The sequence below is a fragment of the Streptomyces sp. enrichment culture genome (genome assembly GCF_964272855.1).
GTDB lineage: Bacteria > Actinomycetota > Actinomycetes > Streptomycetales > Streptomycetaceae > Streptomyces.
Genome location: NZ_OZ186847.1, coordinates 5266718 through 5287246, shown reverse-complemented (window position 1 = coordinate 5287246; position 20529 = coordinate 5266718). Strand labels below are relative to the sequence as shown.

The following is a 20529-nucleotide window of genomic DNA, read 5'->3' as shown; positions in this document are numbered from 1 at the left end:
CGTCACTCCCCCTTGCCGGCACGCAGTTCGAGCACCAGGCGGGTCAGCGCGGTCCTGACCGGGTGGCTGGTGACGTCGGTCGCTCCCCGAAACATCGCGCGGCGGACACCGGGAGGGAACCGGAGGATGCCGTCCTCCACCTCGCAGCCCTCGACGGCCTCGAGTTCCGCCCAGTCCAACTTCGGGCGGCCGCCGGAGCGGACGTCCAAAAGGGCGACGGGCACCATGGGGACGATCTCGTCGCCACGCGGGATGCCGACCTCGGCGGTGATCCGCCATTCCCCCGCCTCGCCGATCGTCGCCTCAAGCCCGTTCAGCACCGGGATCACGGGTCCGATGGGCGCCCTCGCCCTGGGCCGGTTCTTCACGGTCAACGCCTTGCGCAGGGCCTCGCCGCCTTCGCGGCTGCTGCGCTTCGGGCGCGCGACGAGTTCCCGGACCGCGTTGTTGACCTCCTTGGTCAGCCCTTCGATCCGTCGGTACGCGGCGGGCGACCAGCGCAGCGTCAACTCCTCCGTCTGGCCCCAGCGGTCGTGCTCGGGCGGCTCCGCCGCACGTAGGAACTCCTCAGCCTCCAAGGCGAAGGGGGCGGTTTCCCCTGCGGCCTCACCTGCCAGGAGAACGGCCTGGAACGGGTTGGTCCCGATCGGCAGCCTCGGTACCGTGGCCTTCTTGACGGTCATGCGGTTGCCACGCAGCGAATGCACCTGATTGATCGGCCTGTCGTTGTCGCTGGCCGCCTCCGTGACCAGCAGCACCGCTTGGTGGACCCCCAGCGTGCCGCCGACAGCACCCCCTGACAGCGGCAGCTTCAGGGGAACGTTCCGAACCGCCACCTGCCCGGCCTCGGTGAGCCGATCCACCGTGGCGCCCTCGTAGTAGGCCCGCAGCGCACGGGTCCTGGAGGGCTGTTCCACGGAGGGATCAACCTTCGTCTCCTCCACCACTACCTCTCCGTCGTTGCGCAGAGCGCGGACGGACACCTCCAGAAGGGGCAGTCGGCCGCCCCCACCGGTCATGGCGGCCCAGAAGTCCCGCCCCAGCGCCTGGACGAGCCGCTTGTGCATCCTGCGGATGTCCCGGGTGTCCTCGTCGCCCTCCTCCTCGACGACTTCGTCGTCGAGGTCGGAGGCATCTGCCTCCAGGCTGGCCACGTCGTGCGCGCCGACGATGAGGAAGGACGTACCGGGTTCGTCGCTGTCACGGCTCAGGTGCAGGCGAGCCACGGTCTCCTCGTCCGCCCACCAGGAGCGGGCGACCTCGACGCCCGGCGAGTCGGGATCGGGGCGCCCGAACCAGGCAGGGCCTGCGTATTGGCGACCGTCGACTTCCCGCCACGGAAGTTCGAGGCGGCCGATCACCCGTCGTTCGGCGCGTCCCTCATGAGAAACAGAGAGAGTGGAGTTGATGAGCACGAGGCCGAGAGCGCTGGTGGCCCACAGCGTCGCCTTGCCGAGGCCGTACGAACCCCCCGCCGAACGACCGGACTTCAGGCTCTCCAGTTGACGCCGGACCACGGCGGCGAACTTGCCGTCCGCGTAGTCGTCGCCGGTGAGGCCCGAGGCGTTGTAGTCGTCGACACGCAGGAGGACCAGACGGCCCTTCTCGTACATGTCGCGCACACCGGCGTCCACAACCCGCCCGACCTTCTGGTTGCCGGCGGCTTCCGAGACGGCCGAGTAGTGCGGGAAGAGGTCGTTCCAGAGGATTGCGTCACGGAACGCGTCAAGGTGTTCACCCGTCAACTCGTGCAGGGTGTACCGCACTCGGACGGGACGGCCGTTCTCCGCCAACCGCTCGTCAAGGCTGTTCTGACACGTCTCGCGGGCGAGCACCTGTACGTCCGCGTCGAAGGCGAAGGCGGCGGCATTGCCCAGTTCGCGGCCGCCGTCGGGGTAGCCGGGACGGTGGTACCACGTCACTGGGAGGCCAGCCTGGGTATCGGTGGTGCGCGTGTGCACCGTGCCGAGATCCGTGCCGAGCGCCTTCGCGATGTCCACCATCACCGTGGGCCGCGGGGTCGACCTCCCAGTGATCCACGCGGATACGGCGGCTCGGGTCAGTCCGAGCTCCTCGGCCAGTTCCGCCTGCGTCTTCCCCGCGAGCTTGAGCTGTCGGGCCAGCCACGGCCCGAAGTCCTCACCTGTCTCCACGCGCCACCTGCTCCTCCTCGGATCGTCCCCGTGACGCTAATTTGACAACTCCAGCCCTGTCAACCGGCAGTTAACGGAGTCGCTGCACCAGGAGCACTGACACCTGCGCCCGAATTTTCCCGGCTCGCACCTTTAGTGAAGCCCTCCTTGCCCCACAAGGAGCAGGAGCAGACAACTCCCTTCTCTGGCACCCGACTTGGGCTTGCACAGCCACCCCTGGCGCCACTAGTGTGATTATCGATGGGGAATCCATCCCGCTCGCACAATCTGCATCCGGAGTGTCGGGCGGCGGGAGATAAGTACGCCCAAAACCCTCATGACGCCAGAGGGTACAGCTGTATCCACGCCCACACGCCAGCTGCAACAAGAAGCTTTCTCCAAACCGCTGGAAACCCGGGGTCTACGCCCCGTAGCGTGATCGAGGAACAGAACAATCCCACGGATTAAACAATTCCGTCTTCGCGGGGGCGTGACCCATTGCACCCCTGTACGAATTACCATAAACAACGTGACAGGGGGGTTCAGAATTGGACGACGACATTTGCGGTTTCCTGCTGCTCTCGGACCGTGAGCGCAGCGCCTTGTGGTTGGACATCCACCAGGCGGCCAGCAAGGCCGAGGTGGCCGAAGTTCTTGACCGGAACGACGTGTCCGAGGACGACTTCGTCAAGGAGTTCACAGACTTGGCCAAGGTTGTCCAGCTGCTGCCGGACTAGGGCCCGCAAGTCGACGGTTTGTAGTACGTCACCGACCCTGAAAGCCCCTGCACACCTGCGTCTTCGACTCGTACCGAGGGCGCTTTCGATCGACCCCGGAACATGCCCGACCGCCACGGGCCGGCTTCGCGCAAGCTGCTGCCGGCCCGTCCGTCGCCCACTTTCCTCCTCTTCCACACTCGGGAGCGCAGAGCATTGCCGTCCTCGTCCGCCACAGTCATAGAAACCGTTCTCGAGCAGTCCGCCCGCGTCCTTCAGACCTATGCCGTGGACCCCGGCCTCGTGGCCGAGCACGCCAACGGAGAGCGCCGCATCACGCAGGGCGGATACGGCGATCGACAGCTTTTCGAACTCGTCCAGAACGCGGCCGACGAAATCGCGGACGAACCCGGGGGACGAATCCATGTCGTCCTGACGGAAAGCCATTTGTACTGCGCGAACGAGGGAAACCCGGTGACCTCGGAAGGCGCGGAGACCATTCTCAGAATGAGCATGTCGAAGAAGCGCGGTGGCCAGATCGGGCGTTTCGGTGTGGGCGTGAAGTCCGTTCTCGTGGTGACCGACACCCCGGAATTCTTCAGCAGCACCGGCAGCTTCGGATTCAACCGGGCCTGGTCCTACGAGAAAATCAAGTCCGTGCCCGGTGTGACGGCGCGCTATGGTCCGGAGTTCGATGCCCCCGTCCTGCGGATGGCCCGTCCGCTCGACATGCAGGCGGAACGCGCCGTGGACCCCGTGCTCGACGAGCTGTTGGCGTGGGCGACCACCGTCGTTCGTCTTCCGCTGTTGCCGAAGGCCGACGAGCGGCTCGGCAGGGACATGCACGGCGGGCGGGGCAAGGACCACGGCGAACCCCGTGAGGAGTTCCCGGTCGGCTTCCAGTTCTTCTCGCCGCACGTCGCCAAGGTCGTGCTGGAGGACCGCCGGCCGCGCCCCATGGTCCGTCGGACCCTGACCACCCGTCGGTCCGGTGACCTGCACACCGTGGCCGAGGAGCGCACCGGCCGGACGCCTCACACCGAGCGGTGGCGTGTCTTCACCGTGACGCACGAGCCCGGATCGGCGGCACGCGCCGACGCCGGCGAGCTGCACGACCGCATCGCAGTCGACCTGTCGTGGGGCGTGCCCGCCCTGGAGAAGGACCCCGAGAGTGGCCTGTACCTGAGTCCGCGCTCGCGCGGCCGCGGCAAGTTCTGGTCCTTCTTCCCGACCAAGTACGAGATGTCGTTGAGCGGCATTCTCAACGGCGCCTGGAAGACCAACGAGGACCGACAGAACCTGCTCGACTCCTCACCGTTCAACCAGGAGATGATCCGCCGGGCGGCGCAGTTGGTCGTCGACTCGCTCCCCGCTCTCGCCCCGGCCGAGGACCCTGCCGCCTACCTGCCGCTGCTCCCAGGCCGTACCAAGGAGACCATCAGCTGGGCCGACGACTTCCTGACCAGGGAGATCTGGACCCGTGCCGCTCGCTGTCCCTCACTGCCGGACCAGGACGGTGTCCTGCGCGCCCCCTCGGCCCTCCGCGCCCACCCGCGGCTCGACAAGAATCCGAAGAAGCTGACCGGTTGGCTGCGGATGTGGAACGAGTGCCCCGGACGCCCCGTGAACTGGCTGCACCCGAGCGTCGAGGCCGACGCCCTGCGCTCCGGAAAGGTCGAGCACATCCTTGAGGCGGCCGGGCAGGAGCGCGCCGAGGTCCGGGAATGGCTGGAGGCCCTGGTCGAGAAGGGCACACCGGAGGCGTCGGCGGTGGCCGTCCGCATCGCGGCCGACCTGATCGAGCAGGAGTCCCCGCACGCCGGGGAGGCGCGCAAGGCACGGATCGTACTCACCGAGGAGAACGGTCTCGTCGCACCAGTGCACGGCAAGGTGTTCCGTCGGGCCGAGGGCCAGGACGGACTGCGCGAGTCCACGGTGTACGTGGTCACCGAGCTGGCCCGGGACCCGTCGCTGAGCCATGCCCTCGATGTCCTCGGCATCCGCGAGGCCGACGCGGAAGGTCGGTTCGTCAGCGTCCTCGACCAGGGCTTCGACCACTACACCGACTCGGACTGGCTGCGGTTCTGGGAACTGTTTCGCCGGGCCGGGGTCCGGAGACTGAGCCACAAGGTGCTGGAGCGGGTGTCCACCCCGTGCTCGACCCTCCGCGTCCGGACCGCCGACAAGCGGTTCCGGCCGATCGGGGACTGCATGCTGCCCGGCGTCGTGGTCGACACCGACCGGGACCCCGCCGTGGCCGTCGACATGCACTTCCACTCCGACGACACGCACTTCTTCTCCTTGGTCGGCCTGAAGGACCGACCGGCCGGCGGAGTGCAGCCGGAGGCGGGCGAGGAGTGGTTCGAGGAGTACCGGGCGGCCGTCCATGCCTCCTACCTGCGCGCCCTGGACAGCAGCGCTCCCCGGCCCTCGCTGACCCGGATGAAGGTCGAGGGCGCCGCGATCGGCGGCCAGCTCCACCTCTTCCGTCGCCTCTCGCCGGAATCCCGCGCCCGTTACTTGAAGGCGCTGCCCGACGACGCCGTGGTCGCCAACTGGACACGGCAATTCGGCGCCCAAACAAACACCCGACAAGCGGTGGTGTCGCCGATCCGATGGGTGCTGCGGAGGTACGGCAGGGTCGCCACCTCCCAGGGCCTCAAGCCGCTGACCGAGGCCGTCGGCCCCGAACTCGCCGCCTACCGCGACGTGCTGCCCGTCGCCGACATCTCCGCCGAGAAGGCCCGCAGGCTGCGACTTCCCAGCACGGTCGAGGAGGTTCCAGCCGACCGCTGGGAGGCGCTCCTCGACGAGGTGTCCCGCAGCGAGGACGACGTGTTCGTCGGCAGCACGTACGTGATGCTGACCCGCTTCGAGGCGGACTTCCCCGAGGACTCCCTGACCCGCTGCCGGATCGGCGACACCTGGGGCACCCGCCCCGACGGCGAGATCACCCTCGCCGTCGGCGACATCGAGTACCGGGCGCTACGCGCCGAGCAGCTCCCGGCTCTGCTGGTGCAGACCTCCGCGGACGCCGAGCTGATGGTGCAGAAGTGGGGCATGCTCCGCTACTCCGACGTGATCAGCAGAGAGACCCGCGAAGTACCCGAGGGCGACCCGGTGCCGCTGGTCGAGTTGTTTCCCGCCCTGCGGCCGCGTCTAAACAGCGGCCACCGGAACAGCACGGTGCAGCGGTGCATCGAGCTGGAGGAGGTCACCCGCACCCCCCACGGCACCCAGACCTCTCCCCTGGACGCCGTACGTCAGGACAGCACCGTCAAGGTCCGCGTGCCGCTCGAACCCGAGCCGATGCTGCGGCTGATCGACCGCGAACTGGGTCTCGGCCTCGGCGCAGCCGGCTGCCGTGCGGTACTGGAGCACCAGGAGCGCATGGTCCGCGACGGTGAACTGAAGGCGGCACGAAAGGCCGTGCGCGAAGCGAGCGACGTCGTGACCAAGATTGAGCTGCTGATCGGTGCTGACGCGCTAAGGACAGGCCTCCCCGAGGGATTGATGGAGGCCGAACTCCAGGCGACCGGCGGTGTGGAGCCGCCCCCTCATCGCATTGCCCAGATGGCCTTCAACGCACACGGCGACGGCGTGCTCAAGGAGCACGCCCGTGACGTCCAGGCCCGCTTTCCCGACGCTCCGATGTCGTACGGAGGTTCGCCGGCTGCCATCGCGTTCGTCTCGGATCTGAAGCTGCCGATCACGTTCGCCGGTTCGCGGACACCGTCACCGCCCCCGTTCGAGACCGTGGAGGGCCCGCGGGACTTCCCCGGCCTGCACGACTATCAGGAGGACCTGGTCCGCAACATCTCCGCCATGCTCGACCGGCTGGCCCCGCAGCGCGGCATGCTGTCGCTGCCGACCGGCGCGGGCAAGACGCGGGTCACCGCCGAGGCCGTCATCCGCTGGGTCAAGCGGGTCGGCGACCTCAAGGGTCCGCTGCTGTGGATCGCGCAGACCGAGGAACTGTGCGAACAAGCTGTGCAGAGCTGGAAGTTCGTTTGGAGCAAAGTCGGAGCGAAACGGCCGCTGACCATCAGCCGCCTGTGGAGCAGCAACGAGGTCGGGAACGTCATCGAGCACCCTCACCTGGTGGTCGCAACCGACGCCAAACTGGAGAAGTGCCTGGGCGCCGACCAGTACGCGTGGCTGCGCGAGGCCGCCCTGGTGATAGTCGACGAGGCACACACCGCCATCTCCAAGCGGTACACCGAGGTCCTTGGCCTGCTGGGGCTCACCCAGTACGAGACTCGCCGGCATCTGCTCGGTCTGACCGCGACCCCCTTCCGCAACACAAACGAGGACGAGACCCGGCGGTTGATCAACCGCTTCGGCAACAGGCGACTCGACGAAGGGGTCTTCCCGTCCGGTGACCCGTACCGTGACCTGCAGAAGTGGGGCATGCTCGCCGAGGTCGAGCACCGCACGCTCGAAGGCGGCCGTATCGAGCTGAGCCGGGACGAGAGGACGCACGCCGAGCGCATGGCGATGCTGTCCCGTGCCGCTGAGCAGCGACTCGCCGACGACCACGCGCGCAGCCTGCGCATCGTCGAGTCGGTCGCCGATCTCCCCGAGGACTGGCCGACGTTGCTCTTCGCGACTTCCGTGGACCACGCCAAGTATCTGGCGGCGATGCTCAACGACCGGGGTGTCCCGTCCGCGGCCGTCGACTCGACGACCAGTGCGCAGGACCGCCGCACGCGCATTGAGAACTTCCGAAACGGACGCATACGAGTGCTCACCAACTACGGTGTGCTCACCCAGGGATTCGACGCACCCGCCACCCGCGTGGTGGTCGTGGCGCGGCCGGTCTACAGCACCAACGTGTACCAGCAGATGATCGGTCGTGGTCTGCGCGGGCCCAAGAACGGCGGCAAGGACACCTGCCTGATCCTCAACGTCAGTGACAACATCGCCAACTTCGACACGCAGCTCGCGTTCACCCAGTTCGAGCACCTCTGGAGCCGCAAGTGACCGACGTCTACCTCGACAACCCTCCGCTCACGACCGAGCAGCGAGCTGTGGTCGAGCAGCCCTGGGACGCGCGCGTCCTGGTCACCGCGGGTGCCGGGGCGGGCAAGACGCACACCCTGGTGCGCCGGCTCGACGCGCTGTGCGGTCACGAGGACCCGGACGAGGCCCTGGAGGCATCGGAGATCCTGGTGCTCACCTTCTCTCGGGCCGCCGCCCGTGAGTTGCGTGAGCGCATCTCGCGACACGGAGAGCGGGCCCGCCGGGTGCGCGCCCAGACCTTCGACGCGTGGGCGTACGGGGTGTTGCTGCAGGCGTATCCGGATCGGGAGTGGGGTGGGGTCTCTTTCGACGAGCGGATCCGCGCCGCTGCCGAGGCGGTCGAGAAGGGCGCGCTGGAGGTCGGCGACTCCGTGCCGCCCGCCCATGTGGTGATCGACGAGGTACAGGACCTGTTGGGCGACCGGCGGGAACTGGTGGAGGCGTTGCTCGACCGCTACCAGGACAGCTGCGGCTTCACCGTGGTGGGCGACGCCGCCCAGTCCGTCTACGGCTTCCAGATCGAGGATCTGGAAGAACGGGATGCCGAGACCGGCCGGTTTTTCGAGTGGCTGCGGTATTCGTTCCCCGACGATCTCGTGAAGCTGCACCTCACGGAGAACTTCCGGGCCGTCACCCCGGAGGCGCGGGTCGCGCTGGCGCACGGCCCCCGGCTCCAGCAGGTCCGGGACGCGGACGAGGCGGCCACGCTCTACGAGGAGCTGCGCGATCTGCTCCTCGATCCGGCGAACGCGCACGGCGACCTCACCGACGAATACGCCCTGCAGGGCCTGCGGAATCTCTCCGACACCTGCGCGATCCTCACTCGCGACAACCGGCAGGCGTTGGTCGTCTCCCGTCTGCTCCACGAGAACGGCGTCGAGCACCGACTGCGCCGTCCCCTGGAGGAGCGGCCGGTGCCCTACTGGGTGGCGGAGCTGCTGCGCCGTACAGAGGCCACCGGACTGACCGAGGACCGGTTCCGTTCCCTGTTGGCGGAGATCCCGCTGCCTCACGAACCGAACGCGGCGGCCCTGTGGACGGTGCTGCGTCGCGCCACGCGATCACCCGGCCGCACCGCACTCGACCTGGACCGGCTGCGCCGCCTGGTCGGCGACGGCCGGTTCCCCGACGAGGCGGCTGACCCTGAGACCGCGCGGATCGTCGTCTCCACCGTCCACCGAGCCAAGGGCCTGGAGTTCGACCGTGTCATCGTGCTGACACCACCGGCCGTCCCTGAGCTGCAGAAGCAGTACAAGGACAACCTGGACCTGCCTGCCGAGGCCCGAGCGTTGTACGTGGCGATGACGCGCGCCCGACAGGATCTCTACTGCATGAGTCCTCCCGAGCTGCCCCTGTTCCGGAGAGCGGGCGGCCGCAAGAACGGCCGACGGTACATCGGCGGATGGCGGTCGTACGACAGGTACGGGATCGTCGCGGAGGCCGGTGACATCGGCCTGGGCGATCCGCCCGGCCACGCGTCGGACGCCGTGGCGGCCCAGGCATATCTCCTGGATCGGGTCCGCCCCGGCGACGAGGTTGTGCTGCGCAGGCAGCACGACCTGCCGATGGGTGAGTCCCAGAGTCCGCCGTACGCCCTGGTCCACGACGGGCGGGAGATCGGCGAAGCGTCGGAGCACTTCAGGGAGGAGCTCTTCCAGGTCCAGAAGGTCAACCGGACGTGGGACCCGTGGTGGCCCGACGAGATCCACGGTCTGCGGATCGACACCCTGGAGACCGCGGCGGGCGGCGTCGCGGCCAGCACAAACGCCGGGCTCGGTGACCGAGGGGTGTGGATCGTTCCCCGGATCACCGGCATCGGCATGTTTCGACGCGCTGAAAACGACGAGGAGCAGAGCGCATGACGTACGAGGCAGATCGGCACTCCGAGCACTACCGGGTGCGGGACGAGGAACTCCTCGTGGGCCTCCGCCGTGAACTCTTCGGCCCCGCCGAAGGCGCGGCGCCGGAGGAACGGGCCGAGGTCCTCGCCCAGGACGCGCCGATCGACCGCTATCTCACCGGTGTGCTGTACCCGCGTGCCTCGAAGGAGCGGAAGGGCGAGGACGCCGCCGAACAGGACGGCCTGGACGCCGCTCCGCTGCCCACCCGCGGGGACGCGGAGGAGGCCGGCGGCACCGAGGATTTCGGGGTCTCGGGGGACAGGCGGCCCTCCTCCATGGGGCTGACGTTCGCGGTCGCGCCAGGAACGAGCACGATCGTGGTCTTCCCGCGGGCGGCGGTCTACGAGCCCACCGACGCCGAGGGAAATCCGATCCCGGCGCGCCGCGCCGAGGCCCGGACCACCGCCGAACAGCGGGAACGGTGGCACCGCAAGGAACTCGACCTCCCCGACGTCCCGATCGACGTGACCACCCCTGTCGGCGACATGCGGGAGGATCTCGACGACAGGGTTCAACTGCGTGTCGTCGTCCGCCGTCCCGATCCCGACACCAGGACGGTCACGATCACGGTGACACTGGTCAACAAGCAGAAGGTGGGTGAGTGGGACCTCCAGGACGCCTTCGCTCTATTCCAGTGCGGCCTGACGGTCCGGGCCGCCGACGGCTCCAGCGCGATCGTCGAGCGCCCCGCCCCCACCGCCGCGGACGACCCCGAGATCGCCACCAGTCGGCTGCTGAACCGTCATGCCCCGACCTTCGCCGTCGGACACGGCTGCGCCGCCGTGTGGGACTGGGTGCCCTCGCCGATAGGGGTGACCGAAGCACGCGACGCCGCAGTGCCCGAGGTGCGCACCGAGTTCGTGCCCAGCGTGGAGGTGTTGCTGACCGACTCCAACCCGGAGATCGACAGCTCGTCCCTGTCGATGCTGGGTCTGGCCGAGAAGCCCGAAGCCGAGGTGCTGGCGGCGCTGGAGGCACTCGCCACGGGATACGAGGACTGGATCCACCGGAAGTCGGTCGAGGCGGACGCTCTGGTGCGCGGTCCGCACGCGGAGTCGGCGCGGGAGCAGGTGAAGGCTTGTGGCGAGGCGCTCGGCCGGATCCGTGAGGGCATCGAGCTCCTGCGCAAGAAGCCCGAGCTGATGAAGGCTTTCCGGCTCGCCAACCGCGCCATGGCCGACCAGCGGGCACGCAGCGCGTGGGTGAAGGGGGGACGCGTCGGCAGCCCCGATCCGACAGCCGGCCGTTGGCGGCCCTTCCAGATCGCCTTCCTGGTGCTCTGCCTGGCCGGCATCGACGACCCGAAGCACGACGACCGGAAGATCTCCGACCTCCTGTGGTTCCCCACCGGTGGTGGCAAGACGGAGGCGTACCTCGGGCTGATCGCCCTGACGTCCTTCCTCCGCCGCATCCGCAAGGGGCGGAACGGCGGCGGGGTCACCGTCCTCATGCGCTACACGCTCCGGCTACTCACCCTGCAGCAGTTCGAGCGAGCGGCGATCCTGCTCTGTGCCATGGAGCACATGCGGCGTCGCACGCCCGAGCTGGGCACCGAGGAGTTCTCCGTCGGCATGTGGGTGGGCCGCTCGGCCACGCCCAATACGCTGGCGGAGGCCGATGCCAGGCTCGCCGAGCTGCGCGCCGACCTCGACAAGCGGCTCGCCACCGAGAACCCCGTCCAGTTGCATGCCTGTCCTTGGTGCGGGACCCGCCTCGACGCACGGAACTACGAGGTCGACGAGATCGCCCAGCGGATGTACATCCGCTGCCCGGGCGGGGACTGCGACTTCGCCGACGGCCTGCCCGTCCACCTGATCGACCAGGCGGTGTACGACGCGCGCCCGACGCTGGTGATCGCCACGGTCGACAAGTTCGCCTCGATGCCGTGGCGCCCGTCGACCTCCGCGCTCTTCAACCGCGACGACCCGGACGACGGCACCCCTCCTCCGGAGCTGATCGTCCAGGACGAGCTCCATCTGATCTCCGGCCCGTTGGGCACCCTCACAGGCCTGTACGAGACCGCCGTGGACGCACTGGCAGAGCACCCCAAGGTGATCGCCTCGACGGCGACCATCCGGCGGGCGGCCGACCAGGGCCGCCATCTCTTCGCCCGTGACGTGCGACAGTTCCCGCCCGCCGGGCTGGACGCGCGTGACTCCTGGTTCGCCGTGGAGACCCCGCGCGAGGAGAAGGCCAGCCGCCGCTACGTCGGTCTTCTGGCCCCCGGCACGAGCCAGGCCACGCTGCTCATCCGTACATACGCCACGCTGTTGCACCGGGCCCTGCACGCCGACACCGACGACAAGGTGCGCGACGCGTACTGGAGTCTCGTCGGCTACTTCAACAGTCTGCGGCTGTTGTCCGCGGCCGAACTCCAGGTCCACGACGACGTCGTGGCCTACCTGGAGGTCCTCGCCGAGCGCGAGGGCGTCGCGGTGCGCCAGATCGCCAACTACTCTGAGCTGACCAGCCGCATCGACGCCAGCGAGATCCCCACGCGGCTCAAGGGCATCGAGAAGCGACTCCCCGACGAGGACACTGTGGACGTCCTGCTCGCCACCAACATGATCGCGGTGGGTGTGGACGTGGACCGGCTCGGTCTGATGGCCGTGATGGGCCAGCCGCAGACGACCGCGGAGTACATCCAGGCGACGAGCCGTGTCGGGCGCGCCCGTCCCGGCCTGGTCGCGGTCATGCTCAACTCCGCCCGCGCGCGGGACCGTTCCCACTACGAGAACTTCCAGCACTACCACTCGGCTCTCTACCGCGAGGTCGAGTCCACGTCTGTGACTCCGTTCTCCGCCCGCGCCCGCGAACGGGGCCTGCACGCGGTGATCGTCGCCCTCGCCCGCATCCTAATCCCGGAGGCCCGCCCTAACGAGGCTGCCGGCAGGGTCGAGACCTACGAGGGTGTTCTGCGCGGGCGTATCAAGAAGTTGCTGCTGGAGCGTGTCCGCGGGGTGGACAAGACGGAGTTGCGCGCGGTCGAAGACGGCTTCGAGGAGTTCGTCGAGTGGTGGATCGAAATGGCCGACATCCACAACCGGCTGCTCTTCGAACCGCAGAAGGGCAGCCGTGCGCCCGCGATCCTGAAGCCGTACGACGACGAGCCCGACGTGGACGCCTGGTCCACGCTGTGGAGCCTGCGCGACGTCGACGCCGAGTCCGCCCTGTTCATGGAGGGAACCCGATGACCCCGCCGCCCGCGAGGCGCCGCCGAACCGGAGCGAACGGCTCCACGCCCGCCCACAACCTGCCGCGACGCGGCACGGTCCGGCGCGCCCAGGCGATCACCACATACGGTGTCGGCTCGCTCGTCGCCGTCGACCACGAGTCCTTCATCGTCTCGGGCCTGGACGAGGCCGACCGGAGCTGGAGCGACCGCGAGGCACCGCGCATCCACGAGCGGCGTCTGGAGCGGCTGCTCGGAGTCGATCACTTCCGGCTGCCGCCGGCGTCCGACGACGACAGCAAGGACGGTCTGCGGGTGCGCCGCTTTCCGTTGATGCATTCCTGCCCAGAATGCAACGAATTGCAGAGGCACCGGGACTTCGCTCCACCACCCGGCCGAAGTGTCTGCGGCACGTGCGAGGTGGACCTCGTCCCCTCCCGTTTCGTCGTCGCCTGCGAGGCAGGACACCTCGACGAGTTCCCCTACTGGCAGTGGGTGCACCGCTCGACCGACCGTGGTTCGGGGGCATCCGGGAAGTGCGGGGGCAAGCTCAGGATGCGCACGTCGGGGCGCACTTCCTCGCTGCGTTCGATCCTCATCTCGTGCACCTGCGGGAAGGTGCACGAGGTCTCGATGGAAGGTTCCTTCCGCAGGAGCGCGTTGAAGGACCTCGGACTCACCTGCCGGGGCACCCGTCCCTGGCTCGGCTCTTCCGTCCCGGCCGGGGGGTGCGGACGCCCCCTGCGCACGCTGCAGCGCGGTTCCTCCTCGGTGTGGCAGCCGGTGTTGAAGTCGGCACTCTCCATCCCGCCGTGGAGCAGCGGTCGCTCTGATCCGCTCGCAGGCCACTGGGAGAAGCTCAGGAAGTACGACGACCCCGTGCGGGTCGAGACCTACCTCGACGCTGTCTTCGACGAGCCGTGGCCTCTCTCGCTCGACGAAGTCATGACCCTGCTCGACGCGGAACGCGAGGAGGAGGCCGAGGGCGACGCAGCCCCGTCCTTTGACCATCGCTACCGCGCCCTGCGCAACAAGGAGTACGAACGCCTGCGCGCCGGCAACGACGAGAGCGAACACTCCCGTGAGGAGGAATTCGTCTGCGAGTCGCCGCTCGGTGACCAGAGCCTGCTCGATCCGCTGGGTGTCACCGGCCCGATGCTGGTCAAGAAGCTTCGTGAGGTGCGGGCCCTGAAGGCGTTCACCCGGCTCGTCGACACCGAGTCGACGACCGACGCCAAGGAGATGCCGCTGTCCGAAAAGTCCCTGCGCTGGCTGCCGGCCATGGAGGTCCGCGGCGAGGGCGTCTTCCTGCGTCTGAACGAGGAGCGACTGAGCGTCTGGGAGAAGGCACCGGCGGTGGCGGCCCGGGCCGAACGCATCAGGACGGCCCACCAGCGGGTGCTGGAGCAGCGCGCCGACGACCCGAGCCGTGCCGTGCTGTCCCCGGCGACACCGCGCATGGTACTGCTGCACACCTTGGCCCACGTCCTCGTCAACGAGTGGAGTCTGGAAGCCGGTTATCCGGCGGCGTCCCTGCGGGAGCGGCTGTACGCGGCCGACGACATGGCCGGCGTGCTCGTCTACACGGCGACGAGCGACTCGGCGGGCAGCCTCGGCGGTCTTGTAGCGCAGGGCGAACCGGAGCTTCTCGACCGCACGGTGCGATCGGCGATACGCCGCGCCGAATGGTGCTCCGCCGACCCACTCTGCATGGAGGCCGAGGCGTCGGGTACCGCCAGGACGAATCTCGCCGCCTGCCACGTCTGCGCGATGCTCCCCGAGACGAGTTGCGAGCACAACAACATCCTTCTCGACCGGGCACTGCTTGTCGGCACCCCGGACGACCCTGATCTGGGGTTCTTCGCCCACATACTGGGCGGCTGACCTCCGACCGGCCCGTGGGGGCAGCCGTCACTGCTGTCCCCCACGCCGAAGGTCACGCATTCACGCGAGGTGGTGTTCCCACCGCAGCTCGGACTTCTCCCCGATCCAGTGGGAGCGGTGGCCTGTGGTGATCTGCCGACTGCCGATCCAATACACGTGCGCCCGATCGGTGATGTGGAGCCGTACGTCACTGATGTCCGCTTCTGCCTCCTGCCAAGCGGTGAGCGTCTGCTCGACGGTGTCCCACAGGGCGACCGGCCCGCCCTGTCGGACGACCCACTCTCCGGCATCGTCTTCGGTGAAGGCGGCGAAGGACTCACGGTCGATGTCGAACAGGTACAGAAGCTGGGTGCCGTCGACGGCCATGGCTCGGACGAGTTGGATGCCGGGTGCTGTCAGTTAGGCGGTGCGGGCGGTGAGGTCGCCGGACACGGGAATCGCGGCTTGTGAGCGGGCCTGCATGAAGGAGGAGCGGCCGATGATGCGGCCTTCGGCCGTGCCGTCCTCGTTCACGGTGACTTTGGCGAGTCCGGTGCCGTAGGGCCAGGAGCCGAGGGTGGCCAGGATGATGCCGCCCGGCTTGGTCTGGCGGACCCAGGTGTACGGGATGCGGCGTACCGCGCAGGTGGCGATGACGCGGTCGTACGGGGCGCGGAGCGGGTGGCCCAGGAGGCCGTCGCCCGTCACCGTCCAGGTGGAGAAGCCGATCTCCTCCAGGGCCGCGTCCGCGCGGGCCGCGACCTGCGGGTCGACCTCGATCGTGGTGACGTTGTCCTCGCCGAGGCGGTGACAGAGCAGGGCGGTGGAGTAGCCGGTTCCGGTGCCGATCTCCAGAACCTTCTGTCCGTCGGTCAGGTCGAGGTCCTCGATCATGCCGAGCACGGTGACCGGTGTGGTGGAGGAGGACGTGGGTGTACCCGTGACGAGCTCGGCCACCTGATCCGCGGTCCGGTGGCCGTCCAGTTGCGTGGCCAGTGATCGGTCGCTGTACGCGATGTCCAGCCACTCCTCCGGAGCTGTTCCCAGAGCGGTGACCGGGCGCCAACGGCCACCTTCAGCAGGCAGGAACACGCCCGGGTTGAGGAACAGTTCCCGCGGCACGGACTCCACCGCCGCTCGCAGCCTTGGGTCTTTCAGCGCGCCGGCCGCCTCCAGCCGGTCGGCGAGTGCACGCCGCTGTGGGGCGCTATCGGGCATCAGCATCGGCTCCTCCTTCGGCGAGCAGGTCGGCGAACGCGGCTGCCATCTCGAGTCCGGTCCTCTCCTCCAACCAGCCCCACTGACCGTTCGGGTTCAGCTCCAGCCAGTGGGGCTCACCGTCGCGGTCCACAGCGAGGTCGAAGGAGCCGGAGCTGAGGCCGTAGTGGTCCAGGTAGGTGCGCAGGGCTCCCGCCAAGCGGTCCGGCAGGTGTACCACGTCGTACGTGTGACTGCTGTAGTCCTTGCGCCAGTCCAGGAGGTCGCACGTGATGCGTACGGCGAAGACGCGGCGCCCGACGATCAGCACCCGCAGATCCGCGACCTTGTCGACGCGGGCCTGGAAGAGGTGCGGGGTGACGCTCACCGTGTCGTCCAGTTCCTCCTCCCGGACTGGTTCCGCCCAGGACGTGAGGCCGACGCCGTCTCGCTCGTACGAGGTCCAACGCAGCGTCTTGTGGACCACCTGTCCGTGTTCATGGATGAACCGACGCGCCTGACCGAGGTCGTTGGTCACGAGCGTCGGCGGCACCCGAAAGCCAAGACGGCAGGCGACCTCGAGTTGCGCCGGCTTGTAGTCGGCCGCGGCGTTCCTGAGTGGATGGTTCACCCAACGGCAGCCGCGTAACGCGTAAAGGGCGCCGCCGAGGCCGTGGCGGACCTGTGCGGCGGCGAATCGGGCGTCGACGTCCGACAGACTCTCGAAGCCCGGCCACACGGGGCGACGCCAGTAGATCGCTCGTACGTCGTCCAGGTCGACGCTTCGTGACGACGTACGGAGCCGGCCGGTCGAGCCGTCTCCGAAGCGGGCCGTCAGCGTCAGGCCGGCACCGATGTCGGCCGGGTTGAAACGGACCACCGGTGCGGCGCGTCGGTTCAGGTGGCTGATCACCATGTCCGCGGTGACGTCGTGCGGTTCGGTGGCCACCAACACGGGTCCTTTCTCCGTCACGGTCGTCAGTCCTGCTGGCTGTCCTGGTCGTGTCCCTGGTCGGGCTGGGAGTCGAGGTTCGTGGCCGTGGCGGTTTCCGTGCCCGAGCTGGTGCCGTGCTTGCCCATGTCGACGACCTCGCCATGGTGGTCTCGGAAGATGCCGATCTGGGTGGTCGGATCGATCGTGACGGAGGCGTACGGCAGCTTCACCGTCGTGGGGTACGGGGCGAGGCGGCCGATGCCCCACGGGCGTACGGGGGTGAGGTCGTCGGCCGGAGTGGTCGATGCGTGCATTGCGTCTCTTTCATTCGGTTTCGGTGTTCGGTGCTCGGTGAGCAGTCGCTTCGTGCAAGGCCACCCGCGTCAGGAGGTCACCCAAGTCGCCCTCGCCGGTGCGTAGCTGAAGCGCGCGCTCCTCGCGAAGTGCCTCGCAGTCGGGGCAGCCGGCTCTCACCGGCTACGGGCCTCGACGTCGATGAACGCTTCCGTGCAGCGCGCGAGGTTCACGAGGTGCTGCCAGGCGGAGTACGCGGTCGCCTCGCCCTTCGGCCCCTCGGAGAGGAGCCGCGTGCCCAGGCGCCGCATCACCCGCACCGCCTCCCGCTCGTCGTCCCGGTACTCCGCGAGGAGGGAACGGAGGATGGCGGAGACGGCCTCGGTCCGCTGGAGTGTGCTGGGGAGCGAGGGGACGTCGAGGCGAGGGCAGGTGATGGGGCGGATCTCGGCGAGGATGTGCGTACGGTCGGGCTGATGGGCATGGGTTGGTTGAGTCACCGTCTCCACAACTGGGCTCCAGAGTGCGCGTTCGTCCTGTGACACACAGTGAACGGTCAGCAACGCTGTGATCGGTAGGAAATTCCGCCGCCGAGTCGCCCGCGCGCGACCGGAAAAACTGACCCGCTCTTTGCTCGGCGGAGGAGGGGCAGCCCATCTCGCCGTTACGGTGGACAGCGTGGCGGCCAGCAATCAGCAGCTCACGAAACGGATGCGTGAAGTCGGCCTCACGCAGGAGGAATTAGCCGAGGCCATGAACAGGGCGATCGAACAGGTCACGGGTAAGCCCGGCACCGTCTCCGCCCGTACGATCCACAACCTCACATCCGGAAAGACCCGGTGGCCGCAGGCCAAGCAGCGTATGGCGCTGGAGGCGGTATTCGGGTGTTCCGCTATGGAGCTGGGGTTCGTGCCTCATGCACGATCCGCGGTTGACTACCCGATGTCCAGAGCTCAGCAGACCAAGGAGGAGCCTGTGCTCCGCCGAAGCTTCCTGACCGCCACATCCATCGCCGCTCTCAGCCCAGCCGCGCTTGGCGCCGCCAGCTCCTCCGGCAGGGTGGGCCAGTCGGACGTCAATATGCTCGCCGCCCAATTCGCGCTGATCATCGCCGACGACAACAAGTCCGGTGGCACTCATCAGGTCGAGCAGGATGCGATCGGCTGGGCTCAGCGGGCGTTGCATCTTCAGAAGACCAGGCCTGCCTCCCAGCGAGTGCGCGGCCGGCTCTATGGGTTGGCAGCGGCGTTCACCGGCTCGGCGCTGTGGGCCGCCATCGACGGCGGACGTCTCGACCAGGCCCTGCGGCACCTGAACGAAGCGGTCGCCCTGGCCGGCCTGTCCGGAGACGCTTCGATGCAGTTTCGGGTCTGGGGACATGCCGGAGCGCTGTACCGGCACATGGGTCAGTACACCAGCGCTCTCGCAGCCGACGAGGCGGCGAAGCGGACCAGGGCGGCTCGGGACCCGCTCTACGCCTCCCTCGTCCACGCCCGTACAGCCGTACATCACGCAGACCTGCACGACCGCCAGGCCACTCTGCGGTGTCTGGGGCTCGCCGAGACGGCGCTGAGCCGCGCGGACACCGAAGCACCGCGTCCGGCGTGGCTGAGTTTCTACGACTCCGCCGAGCTCCATCTGCTCGCCCTGACCGCCACGACCACACTCGGCTTGTGGGAGGAAGCGGAGGCGCATGCGCATCACACACTTGCGAGGCTGCGGCCCGACATGAAGCGCAACCGAGCCCTCACACTGGCCTACCTCGCCCATGCCCAGCTGGGCCAGCGGGAGCCTGAGCTCGCCGTTGCCACCGCGCACAAGATCCCTGACGCGGCACGGCACGGACGCACGGCCCGCCTCCTCAACACCTTCGGTCACCGGCTCCACACCCTCGCACCTCATGCGCCCGCCACCCGCGAATGGTTTGAAAAGGAACTTCTGTGAACCTAGAGCTGCGGCACTACACCGACGTCGAGCCGGTGCGGCAGGCCATTGTGGGCATCCATGTGGAGGTCCGTCAGCGCGACTTCGGCCTCGTCGGCCCCTTCTATTCCGCCGAGCGATTCGGTGAGCGGCTTTCGGCACACAGTTCGGTGGCGGGGTGGGAGGCGGTCGTCGCGTACGACGGCGGCGAGCCCGCCGGGTTCGCGTACGCCACCCCGCTCGGGGCCGGTACGCGCTGGTGGGCGGCCATGACGAGGCCGTTGCCCGAGGGGTACACCGTCGAGACTGGCAAGCGGACGCTCGCGCTGAACGAGATCGTGGTGCGGCGGGCATGGCGGGGTACCGGGGTCGCTCACCGCATTCATGAGGAGCTTCTCGGTGGGAGGGGTGAGGAGCGCGTCACTCTGCTGGTCAATCCCAGGGCGGGTGATGGGAAGGTTCAGGCCGTTTACGAGCGGTGGGGGTACGAGAAGATCGGTGAGCAGCAGCCGTTTGCCGACTCGCCTGTGTTCGCCTCGATGATGCGGGAGCCTCTGCGCAGGGGGTGAACGCGCCACGGCTACTTCGTTGCCAGGAACTCCGCGATCGCCTCGTACAGACGTCTCGGCTGGTCCAAGTGGACGTCATGGGCCGCCGCAGGGATCACCGTGGTTTGTGTGGCCGGGCGGTGGGTCTTCATCTTCGTGAACTCAGCAGCCGGGATGGTGCCGTTCTCGCCTCGGATGGCGAGGGTCGGGCAGGTGATCCGGGCCCATTCCTGCCAATAGGAGTGGGTGGCCAGTTCCTGTACCGCTGCGGGCATCTGGTCCGGGTCGAAGCGGGGGTGCCAGCCGTCCTCCCGGTGTTCCAGGCCGTTCGCCCAGGCCTTGTGGCCCAGGAAGGCTTCCGCTTCGGTGAGGGACTTGAAGGGGGTTGGCCAGGTGGACAGCCAGGCCGAGATCTCCTCCGGGAGTCTGGGGTTCGGGCCGCCCGGGCCGGCCTCGATGAGGATCAGGGAGGCGACCAGGTGGGGGTGGGTGGCTGCGGTGAGCATGGCGGTGTGGCCGCCCAGGGACTGGCCGATCAGGGTCACCGGGGACAGGGAGAGTTCCGTGATCAGGGTGGCCGTGTCCGCCACGCAGGCCGCTCGGGTCATGGAGACCGGGCGGCGGGTGCTCGCGCCGTGGCCTCTCGCGTCGTACTCGACGACCGTGTGGCCGTCCCGTAGGAGAAGCTCTGTCAGGGCGTCCCACTCCGCCATGTGGCCCGCCAGGCCGTGGAGGAGGAGTACGGGTGGGCGGGTGGCCGCGGTCGGGGTGTGGGTGCGGTAGGCGATCCGGGTGCCGTCCGGCATCGTGAGGTGGGGCAATTCTGC

The 20529-nt window shown here is 68.5% G+C and carries 12 protein-coding genes and 1 pseudogene; 7 read left to right on the top strand and 6 right to left on the bottom strand.

Annotated elements, in window-relative coordinates; genetic code table 11:
* Positions 1-2: 2 nt before the first annotated feature.
* Positions 3-2153, bottom strand: coding sequence for a helix-turn-helix domain-containing protein (locus ACSU6L_RS23240; RefSeq protein ID WP_437059669.1), 2151 nt, complete (start codon positions 2151-2153; stop codon positions 3-5).
* Between the two features lie 527 nt (positions 2154-2680).
* Here ACSU6L_RS23240 and ACSU6L_RS23235 point away from each other — a divergent pair.
* The 5 genes from ACSU6L_RS23235 to drmB all read left to right on the top strand — a co-directional run bounded on the left by ACSU6L_RS23235 (position 2681) and on the right by drmB (position 14827).
* Complete coding sequence (locus ACSU6L_RS23235) at positions 2681-2869, top strand: hypothetical protein (protein ID WP_437059667.1); 189 nt, start codon at positions 2681-2683, stop codon at positions 2867-2869.
* 195 nt (positions 2870-3064) lie between these two features.
* Positions 3065-7831 carry a DEAD/DEAH box helicase gene (locus tag ACSU6L_RS23230; RefSeq protein ID WP_437059665.1) on the top strand — a complete coding sequence of 1589 codons (4767 nt, stop codon included), beginning with the start codon at positions 3065-3067 and terminating at the stop codon, positions 7829-7831.
* The gene (locus ACSU6L_RS23225; protein ID WP_437059663.1) at positions 7828-9732 is read left to right on the top strand and encodes a UvrD-helicase domain-containing protein; all 1905 of its coding nucleotides are present in this window, start codon (positions 7828-7830) and stop codon (positions 9730-9732) included. The genes ACSU6L_RS23230 and ACSU6L_RS23225 overlap by 4 nt, the downstream gene beginning before the upstream one ends.
* On the top strand, positions 9729-12965 hold the full coding sequence (locus ACSU6L_RS23220; protein WP_437059661.1) for a helicase-related protein: 3237 nt from the start codon (positions 9729-9731) through the stop codon (positions 12963-12965). The genes ACSU6L_RS23225 and ACSU6L_RS23220 overlap by 4 nt, the downstream gene beginning before the upstream one ends.
* On the top strand, positions 12962-14827 hold the full coding sequence (gene drmB, locus ACSU6L_RS23215) for a DrmB family protein (protein ID WP_437059659.1): 1866 nt from the start codon (positions 12962-12964) through the stop codon (positions 14825-14827). The genes ACSU6L_RS23220 and drmB overlap by 4 nt, the downstream gene beginning before the upstream one ends.
* Positions 14828-14887: 60 nt before the next feature.
* Here the strand turns inward: drmB and ACSU6L_RS23210 are convergent.
* The 4 genes and pseudogenes from ACSU6L_RS23210 to ACSU6L_RS23195 form a co-directional block, all read right to left on the bottom strand.
* Positions 14888-16024: pseudogene (locus ACSU6L_RS23210) on the bottom strand (rRNA adenine N-6-methyltransferase family protein).
* Positions 16014-16976, bottom strand: coding sequence for an ATP-grasp ribosomal peptide maturase (tgmB, locus tag ACSU6L_RS23205; RefSeq protein ID WP_437059657.1), 963 nt, complete (start codon positions 16974-16976; stop codon positions 16014-16016). The pseudogene ACSU6L_RS23210 and the gene tgmB overlap by 11 nt, the downstream one beginning before the upstream one ends.
* Before the next feature lie 5 nt (positions 16977-16981).
* Entirely contained in the window at positions 16982-17251 is a 270-nt protein-coding gene (gene tgmA / locus ACSU6L_RS23200) for a putative ATP-grasp-modified RiPP (protein WP_437059655.1), read from the bottom strand.
* Between the two features lie 156 nt (positions 17252-17407).
* A complete protein-coding gene (locus ACSU6L_RS23195; RefSeq protein WP_437059654.1) occupies positions 17408-17731 on the bottom strand; it encodes a hypothetical protein in 324 nt (107 codons plus the stop codon).
* 178 nt (positions 17732-17909) lie between these two features.
* Here ACSU6L_RS23195 and ACSU6L_RS23190 point away from each other — a divergent pair, with 178 nt between their 5' ends.
* Together ACSU6L_RS23190 and ACSU6L_RS23185 are read left to right on the top strand one after the other, a co-directional pair.
* On the top strand, positions 17910-19175 hold the full coding sequence (locus tag ACSU6L_RS23190; RefSeq protein ID WP_437059652.1) for a hypothetical protein: 1266 nt from the start codon (positions 17910-17912) through the stop codon (positions 19173-19175).
* Entirely contained in the window at positions 19172-19723 is a 552-nt protein-coding gene (locus ACSU6L_RS23185; RefSeq protein WP_437059650.1) for an N-acetyltransferase family protein, read from the top strand. The genes ACSU6L_RS23190 and ACSU6L_RS23185 overlap by 4 nt, the downstream gene beginning before the upstream one ends.
* Before the next feature lie 11 nt (positions 19724-19734).
* On the opposite strand, the gene ACSU6L_RS23180 is transcribed toward ACSU6L_RS23185, so the two are convergent.
* Entirely contained in the window at positions 19735-20523 is a 789-nt protein-coding gene (locus tag ACSU6L_RS23180; protein ID WP_437059648.1) for an alpha/beta fold hydrolase, read from the bottom strand.
* Positions 20524-20529: the final 6 nt, after the last annotated feature.